Genomic DNA, 8,151 nt, shown 5'->3' on the forward strand with positions numbered 1-8,151 from the left:
CGGTTTCTTCAGGTTAGGGACCGTGCGGTGCGGAATCCGCAGTTTCCGCTGGCAGAGTCGGCGGGGGAGTAACTGCGGGCAGCAACCCGGTAGCGGTTGCAGTAGGAGTCATGGCACAGGTAGGAGCCGCCGCGCATGACACGTCCGGCGCCGATGGTCGGCCCTTGGGGGTCGTTGATCGGTGAATTGCGGTAGTACTTGGGCAGGAACCAGTCCTGGCACCACTCCCATACGTTCCCGCTCGTGTCGTGCAAGCCATAGCCGTTGGGCGGAAAGCTGCCGACTGGGGCTGTGCCCAGATAACCGTCGGCCTCAGTGTTGAGTAGTGGGAACTCTCCCTGCCATATATTGCAGCGATGTTGGCCGTCCTCCGGATGCAGTTCATCGCCCCAGGCGTAGCGCTTGCCGGCCAACCCGCCCCGTGCCGCATACTCCCACTCAGCTTCCGTTAGCAGCCGCCGTCCGGCCCAGGCGCAGTAGGCCATGGCGTCGTTCCAGGACACATGGGCCACCGGATGTTCGGCGAAGTCCTTCCAGATTGAGCGGGGGCCGTTGGGGTGTGCCCAGTCGGCCCCGCGGACTGCCAGCCACCAGGTGGCACCGGTTAAGGGGCCCAGGATGTCCTGTTCCTTGGCCTGCACGAGAAGATGGAAAACGGCCGAGGAGCCAAGTTGTTCGGATTCTGTCCGATATCCAGAGTCCTCAATGAACTTCGCGAATTGGGCGTTGGTGACGGCGGTGGCGTCCACGGCGAAGGAAGATACTGCCACTGGGTGGACGGGGGTCTCCCCGTCGGCAGGATAGCCCTCATCGAATGCATCCCCCATCTCGAAGCTCCCCGCGGGAACCACCACGTCCTCACCCGCGTGTCGCGTATCCTTTCCCTCGCTTGGCGTTCCCCCGCTGGACAGAAGTCCTACGGAGGGGTGGAGGAGCGTCGCGTCGCCCGAGGCGGTGTACGGTGCGCAGCAACTGCGGTGCGGGGAGCTGGCGGTCATGTGAGCTTGGACTCTTGTATGCGGGGCTCCGTTACTGGTCGGCGGCCGGACTGGACTGAGCGCAGGAACAGCAGCGAAACCAGAGTGATGGCGCCGCCTGCGGCCAGGTACAGGGACACGGTCCAGGACTGCCCGCTGGAGCTTTCCATGAGGAGGCTGGCGATGAACGGTGCCAGGCCGCCGCCGAGGACAGCGCCGAGGGAGTAGCCGACCGAGACTCCGCTGTAAGCGACTTTGGTCGGGAACAGTTCCACCAGGAATGCGGCCAGGGGTCCGAATACGGCTGAGGCGCCGATGAAGCCGATGACCATCGCGGTCATGACCAGCGGAGGCTGGGCGGTGTTGAGCAGCCCGAACATCGGGAAGGGGTACAGGACGATGAACAGCGCTCCGGCGAGCATGACCTTCATCCGGCCGATGCGGTCAGAGAGCCAGGCGAAGAGAAGGATCGAGATGATCATTGCCACCGATCCAATTTGGGTGTTCTGAAGCATGAAGTCCCGCTCAAGCTTGAGGAACTGGGTGCCGTAGGCCAGAGAGTAGCTGATGAGTACCCAGACAAAAGCGTTGAAGCCCAGATTCACGCCGATGGAGACGAGGACCAAGCGCCAGGATCGTTTGATGACCTCGACCATTGGGGCCTTGACGCTGCCCTCGCTTTTCTTCAGCTTCTGAAACTCCGGGCTTTCGGTGACGGTGGCCCGGATGACCATACCCACTCCGAGCAGGATGAAACTGATCACAAAAGGAATGCGCCAGCCCCAGGTAAGGAAGTTCTCCCCGGTCGCGGAGATGGTGACGCCCATGACTCCAGCGGCCAGCAGGGTGCCACCCGGACTGCCCAGGAATGCCCAGCTGCCGTACCAGCCGCGACGGTGGGCCGGTGCGTGTTCAACGGCCATCAGCACAGCTCCGCCCTGCTCGCCGCCGTGGAACAGGCCCTGCAACAACCGCAGGGCCACCAGCAGGATCGGTGCCCAAATACCTACCTGGGCATGGGTGGGCAGCAATCCCATCAGGGTGGTGCAGCCGCCGGCTCCCATCAGCGAAATGACCAGGAGTTTCTTGCGTCCCAGTTTGTCCCCGTAGTGCCCGAAGATCATGGCGCCCAGCGGGCGGGCCAGGAAGCCCACGCTGAGGGTGGCGAAGGAGAAGACAATACCCAGGGAGGGCGGGACGTCGGAGAAGAAGACGGTGCTGAAGACCAGGGCGGAGGCTACGCCGTAGATCTGGAAGTCGTAGGCTTCGATCGTGGTGCCGACGGCGCTGCCGACGGCGGCCTTGCGCACCATGTGCAGCTGGGCAGGAGAGGTTTGGGTTGTTGCGGACATTTACACACCTTTGTGATCAGACCGGATGGATGGAATTTGGTTGGGTGGGCAGGTCGTGGGCTTAGGAACCGCCGGCTGGTGAATAGGCCATCAGAGGCTTCTTGAGGACGTTGGCGACTCCGCCGTATTCTGCGATCCGCTCCCGCTGGCGTTCCCGTACCTGCTGGTCCACCAGATCCGGGTCGCAGATCCCGCGCATAGCCGCCCGGCATTGCTCCAGCTGATTGGCGTAAGCCGGGTTCGGGGCGAGGTCATGCTCCTCCCACTGGTCGGACTCCAAGTTGTACAGCCGTTCCTCGAAGCCGGTGTAGTTGACGTACTTCCAGGGTCCGCGGCGAATCATGAACGAGCCGGTATGGGAGTTGGCCGAGTGGTACTCGCTGAAAACAGTCCGGGTTTCATCATCCGGCTCGTTGGCCATTTCCAGCAGCGATCGTCCGGGCAGGTCGGCGTCCTCAAGGGTGGGGGACAGGCCCAGGGCGTGGAGGACGGTGGGGAAAACGTCGACCAGGGAGACGTTGGTGCCGCAGCGACGGCCGACGGGGACTCCTGGCCCAGACAGAATGGTCGGGATCCGTACTGAACCTTCGCCCATGGTTCCCTTGAACCACAATCCGTCGGTGCCTAGCAGCTCTCCGTGGTCAGAGACATATAGCACGATGGTGTTTTCGGCCTGGCCGGTCTCCTTCAGTGCGTTCAGGACGATGCCGACCTGCGCATCCATAAAGCTGACCAGCCCATAGTATGCCTGCACCGCCTTCAGGGTTTCCGTTCGGGTCAGCGGCAGGTCGAGGCCGCAAGCCTGCCGGTAAATATCCACCGCAGGATGCCGGTCCCATTCCTGCGGATCGTTCCGCAGAGGCAGAGGCAGCGCCTCGAGCGGATACAGATCCAGGAATTCCTGCGGAACAGTGAACGGATAATGCGGGGTGACGAACGAGACCTTCCCCAGCCACGGGCCCTGCTGTGAAGACCGTTCCTGCAGCCAGTCGACAGCTTCAGAAGCGACAGACCGGTCGAAGAGGCTGTAGTCCGACTCGCCGGCCCGGGCGTCGATGACGGCGGCCCGCAACTGCAGGGCGGGAGGCTGGAGGCTGCGCAGGGTATGGAACAGGTCCCCCGTGCCGTCCCGGACGTGGAGGGGGCGGCGCTGATCAGGGAATCCGGTGTCATCCTCGACAGACCGGTAGTGCAATTTACCGATAGCGGTGGTCGGAACGCCTGCCTGCACCGCCCGATGGCCCCAACTAGAAGCCTCGACGCCCAAATAAGGTGAAGCGTTGTCCGGGTTGCCGGTCTGATGAACGTACCTGCCCGTGGCCATAGCCGCTCGGGACGGAACGCAGATGGGCGAGTTGCAATAGGCGGCATCAAAGACCGTACCGCGCTCAGCCAGCGCGTCCAGATGTGGTGTCCGCGCAACTGTGCTGCCGTAGGCCCCACTCGCGAACGGAACGTGCTGATCAGACATCACGATGAGGAGGTTCGTCCCCGAGGACTTGATGGAATCGGTCATGTGATCCACGCTACTTCCATGCTGATATAGCGTCCAATGATAAATTACTAGGAACGCAATAGCTTTTCTCTATGGAGGCCTCATGGAACGGCGCCAGCTTGAGTATTTTCTAGCCATGGCGGAACACGGAAGCGTGACGGCGGCCGCTGCCCAGCTCTACGTAGCTCAACCGACCATCTCAGTTGCCCTGCGCTCCTTGGAAAAGGAATTTGGGGGTCAACTGTTCGAGAGGACGTCAACTGGGCTGGCCCTGACGGCGGCAGGGCTGGCTCTTATGGAGCCGGCCAGGCAGGTGCTCCGAGACTTCGCTGTCGCCCAGGAGAGTGTCCGTGATGTCCTGGGCCTGGCCGCCGGGCATCTGGATATTGCCGCCGTTCCCGCGGTCGCCGCGGGATGGCTTTTGGAGGTGGTGGTCGGCTTCCGGCGGGCATATCCGCAGGTCGGAGTCAGGATCTACCCCGAAACCGACGATGATACCATCGCCGCCGAGGTCCGTAGTGGGCGTTACAACCTCGGTCTGACGGTCTCCTCCCCGTCCGCGGCGCAGTTGACGAGCCGACAGGTGGGAACTCAACGCCTGAACGCTCTCCTTCCCCCTGGTTCATCAGGTGCAAGCGAACCGATCGGGATCGAGGAGCTCGCGGCCATGAACTTGGTAACCATGCACCCCAGCCTGTCGACATCCAGGCGATGGCTCGAAACTCAACTAAACCAGCGCGGGACCAGCCCCAATATCCGGATCGAGCTGGGCAGCACCGAAGGAATCTTGCCTCTGGTTACCGCAGGAGCAGGTTACGCGCTCTGGTGGACTCCAATGATGGGATCAGATACCGGCGAATGCGTGCTTCGTCCCATCCTTCCCTCTCTGGAACGGCCTATCATCCTGTCCCACCGCACGGGTGCCCTCTCTCCGGCGACAGAGGCCTTTCTGAAAATCGTGGTTACGGATGCGGCCCATACGACCAGCCAGGTCTCATAAAAGGGTGGGCCCTCAGGGGTACGACTTTCCTAGGGATGTCGCGGAAAACTACAGCTTTTCAAGACACACATCCTGGCCCAGATGCGCCGGTCGAGTGGGCGGAAAAGCCGGACTTACTATGTCTCGGAAACGCATCTCACCATGAAACGTCTCACCGGCGGTAGATCGTGGACTTTTCGAGTCAGAATGGCCTGGTGAGACAACTGGGCTACACGCGCGTCAGTACTTTCAGTCAGGATGCTCAGCTGCAGCTGGACGCGCTGGTTGCCGCCGGATTGCAGAAACGCGACGTCTTCGCCGACGTTACCTCGGGAAGCAAGGCGGCCATGGAGCGGCCCGGAATGAAGAGGCTCCTCGAGTACGCCGAAGAGGGCGACACCGTTGTTGTGTGGCGTGTCGACCGGTTAGGCCCGTCCCTGATCGACGTGCTCAACACCGTGACCCTGCTGCGCGACCGCGGCGTCCACGTCCGATCCATCTCGGACGGCATCGACCCGGCGACTTCGACGGGCCGGCTGATGCTCAATATGCTCGCCAGTCTCGCCGAGTATGAGCGTGAGCTGATCATCGAACGGGTCAACGCCGGCATCGCCGCTGCCAGGCAGAACAGGACACGCTTCGGCCGGCTGGTGTCCGACCCGGCCGTCATCGCGGACAAGCTGGCAATTGCCCAGGACGCCCGTGCGGAGGGGCGCACCGCCGAAGACGCCGCCCGGCTCGTGGCCTGGAGCCGCGCAACGCTCTACCGACACCAGCAAGCCCTCGCTGCACGCCAGGACAGCACCCTGTAGGTGCTCTTGAACGGCGGGTGACGGGGCCCTCGTTTGCTGGCCTCGCCTAAGTAGCGCCCGGAGGTGGGTGATCGGTCCTCGCTGCGCTCGGGCTGTAAAAGCGTTTTTCTGTTTTTTGCTGCTGTCCTGCGGATCGTACGTGCCCGCTCCACCGGCTCAACCGTCCTGCGGACGGCCGCGCAGACCATGCCTTGTGTCGGCGCTTCGCTTATTTCCTCCCACAATCCATCCTCTGCTTGCCCTTCGGGTTGCCCCGGCTCCGTAGGGCACAGCTACGCGTTGCTCCGCCAGCAGGCAAAACAACGGGGGAGAGGGAAACCGGCAGGTCAACTAAGCCGCCCCACCCCACCTGGAAGGAACCCAACCATGAGAGATAGGAAGTCTTGCGAGCCCTACTTTGGAAGGCCGAGCGAGAGGGGGCCGCCCCTATCCGACCCGCAGGAGTCGTTGACAACATCATTGAGATTCCTTCGGATTCTATGTGTCCGCTCCACCCCGTCTAGCCCCTCCGCAAGCTCCGGGGCCTGCGGCCCGGGAATTTCCCTGCGGCGCTCCTGCGTCGCTTATTTCCTCCGGGAATTTCCCACACCTTGCCCTGCGGGTAGACAGGCCTCCGTCGGCCACAGCTCCGCAAGCTTCGCCAGCAGCCAAAAAACAACTGTGAGTCTTGACGTGGCTGGTCTGGGACTAGCTGGCAGTGTTGAAGCCGGTCGTTCTGCTTGGCGCGTGACTCGAAAAAACAATTGCCCTAAGGGTGCGTTTCCCCCGATCTGTCCGCGCTGGGTGGAGCGGCCGGCGTTGACCTGTCCCACGTCGGTGGCTTGATTAGAAGCTTGCCCAGCCCTGGAGGTTGTGGCTCATCACAGTTTTGCCTCGAAGTGACTCTTCCCAGGTCCGGCGCCGGTCGCGTTGCCGTCAGTCCTGTTCATTCATAAGGAAGGAGGGTGGCGCGGTGACTCTCGTTGCCCAGATCCGCCCGTTCGTCATCGGCGTGGACTGTCACGCCCGCACCCACACTTACGCCATTATCGAGGCCATTACCAAGCGACAGATCGCGTGCGAGCAGTTCCCGACCACCTCGGCAGGGATGTCCCGCGCACTTGCTTGGGTAGGCCGAAGGACAGACGGCGATATGGCGTGCCTGTGGGCGGTGGAGGGCATTGGCTCGTACGGTGCGCGTCTGGCCAAGGCAGTTACTGACGCCGGTTATGACGTCGCCGAAGCTCCACGAATGAATGCCCGTGGCCGCCGGGGGATTGGGAAATCCGACCCCTTAGACGCAGCCGCCATCGGAACCGCTGTCTTGAGCTTGGACGAGACCCAACTCCGGACGCCGCGACGGGATGAAGGAACCCGTGCCGGACTTAGGATCCTGAGCGCAGCACGGGATCAGCTGACCCGGGAACGAACTGCGAATGTCAATGCACTCATCGCGCTTCTCAGGGCTCATGATCTTGGAATTGATGCACGAAGGTCTCTACTTCCCTCTCACATTGCCGCGATCGCCCGGTGGAGGGGGAGGCAGGAGCGGATGGAATTGGCGATCGGACGCGAGGAAGCAGTTAGGTTGGCGCGCCGTGTTCTCGAAGTAACCGCACAGCTGAGCGCGAACCAGAAGCGCATGACCGAGCTGATTCAGCAAAGTCCGGCTGCGCCGTTGTTGGAGATGGTAGGCGCTGGGGCCGTCACTGTCGCTACCGTCCTGACAGCTTGGTCTCATCCAGGAAGGGTCCGTAGCGAAGCAGCTTTCGCCTCACTTGCAGGAGTGAATCCCTTGCCAGCCTCAAGCGGTAACACTGTCCGACACAGACTTAACCGAGGTGGCGATAGGCGCCTTAATCGAGCGTTACACACCATTACGATGACCCGGATGGTCCATGACCCCGGGACACGGGACTACGTCACCAAACGCACCCAAGAAGGCCGCAGCTACCGCGAAATTCGAAGATCCCTCAAGCGTTACATCGCCCGAACCCTCTACCGCCAGCTGAACGCCCTTTACGCGGCTGCGGAGCCGGCACGGTCCCATGTTGGAGGGGCAGCACCGACCGCAACAGAAGAAGATTCTCCTTCGGTTAAGGTTCCCAGGTAGACCTCTGGGCACCACCGATGAGAGACATGTCAATTGCATGCTGGGCGGAGCTAGAGGACGTGCTTGGCAAGCCGAGTGCAGCTGCCCCGTAGGGGGATCGGCGGATTCAGGCGGTCATTGCAACAGGAGATTTTCGATCAGTTCGATCGGTTTCTTGAACTCTAGTCTTTTGCGTGGTCGGTCGTTGAGTTCCTGTGCGACCCAGTCGAGGTCTGCGGCGCTGTGGATGCTCAGATCGGTGCCTTTGGGGAAGTACTGGCGCAGCAGGCCATTGGTGTTTTCGTTGATGCCGCGCTGCCAGGGCGAGTGAGGGTCGCAGAAGTAGATCTCGACGCCGGTGTCGATTTTCACGGTTTTCCAGTCCTGCATCTCGATGCCCTGGTCCCATGTCAGGGAATGCCGCAGCGACTCGGGGAGCGTCTTGCCCGCCGATGACTCGACCGC

The 8,151-nt window shown here is 62.2% G+C and carries 7 protein-coding genes; 3 read left to right on the forward strand and 4 right to left on the reverse strand.

The window, feature by feature from the left end:
* Positions 1-8 precede the first annotated feature (8 nt).
* The 3 genes from J7I86_RS12070 to J7I86_RS12080 form a co-directional block, all read right to left on the reverse strand.
* Positions 9-998, reverse strand: coding sequence for a formylglycine-generating enzyme family protein (locus tag J7I86_RS12070; RefSeq protein WP_214820123.1), 990 nt, complete (start codon positions 996-998; stop codon positions 9-11).
* Complete coding sequence (locus J7I86_RS12075) at positions 995-2,329, reverse strand: MFS transporter (protein ID WP_286179704.1); 1,335 nt, start codon at positions 2,327-2,329, stop codon at positions 995-997. The genes J7I86_RS12070 and J7I86_RS12075 overlap by 4 nt, the downstream gene beginning before the upstream one ends.
* Before the next feature lie 61 nt (positions 2,330-2,390).
* Positions 2,391-3,845 carry a sulfatase-like hydrolase/transferase gene (locus tag J7I86_RS12080; RefSeq protein ID WP_214820126.1) on the reverse strand — a complete coding sequence of 485 codons (1,455 nt, stop codon included), beginning with the start codon at positions 3,843-3,845 and terminating at the stop codon, positions 2,391-2,393.
* A gap of 82 nt (positions 3,846-3,927) precedes the next feature.
* Here J7I86_RS12080 and J7I86_RS12085 point away from each other — a divergent pair, with 82 nt between their 5' ends.
* The 3 genes from J7I86_RS12085 to J7I86_RS12095 all read left to right on the forward strand — a co-directional run bounded on the left by J7I86_RS12085 (position 3,928) and on the right by J7I86_RS12095 (position 7,707).
* Positions 3,928-4,824 (forward strand): LysR family transcriptional regulator, encoded by an 897-nt coding sequence (locus J7I86_RS12085; RefSeq protein ID WP_214820128.1) that lies wholly within the window; start codon positions 3,928-3,930, stop codon positions 4,822-4,824.
* A gap of 194 nt (positions 4,825-5,018) precedes the next feature.
* Positions 5,019-5,615, forward strand: a complete 597-nt coding sequence (locus J7I86_RS12090; protein WP_214820130.1) for a recombinase family protein — start codon at positions 5,019-5,021, stop codon at positions 5,613-5,615.
* A 952-nt stretch (positions 5,616-6,567) separates the two neighbouring features.
* Positions 6,568-7,707 carry an IS110 family transposase gene (locus J7I86_RS12095; protein ID WP_309476723.1) on the forward strand — a complete coding sequence of 380 codons (1,140 nt, stop codon included), beginning with the start codon at positions 6,568-6,570 and terminating at the stop codon, positions 7,705-7,707.
* Positions 7,708-7,821: 114 nt separating this feature from the next.
* Here the strand turns inward: J7I86_RS12095 and J7I86_RS12100 are convergent.
* Positions 7,822-8,151: IS30 family transposase (locus J7I86_RS12100; protein WP_214820132.1), on the reverse strand; the 330-nt coding region annotated here is incomplete at its 5' end.

Source organism: Arthrobacter sp. ISL-95 (assembly GCF_018613695.1).
GTDB lineage: Bacteria > Actinomycetota > Actinomycetes > Actinomycetales > Micrococcaceae > Arthrobacter.

What these genes read in the sequence shown, in the direction of transcription:
- J7I86_RS12070 (WP_214820123.1), bottom strand. Translation starts at nt 998, where the DNA reads ATGACCGCCAGCTCCCCGCACCGCAGTTGCTGCGCACCGTACACCGCC.
- J7I86_RS12080 (WP_214820126.1), bottom strand. Translation starts at nt 3,845, where the DNA reads ATGACCGATTCCATCAAGTCCTCGGGGACGAACCTCCTCATCGTGATG.
- J7I86_RS12085 (WP_214820128.1), top strand. Translation starts at nt 3,928, where the DNA reads ATGGAACGGCGCCAGCTTGAGTATTTTCTAGCCATGGCGGAACACGGA.
- J7I86_RS12075 (WP_286179704.1), bottom strand. Translation starts at nt 2,329, where the DNA reads ATGTCCGCAACAACCCAAACCTCTCCTGCCCAGCTGCACATGGTGCGC.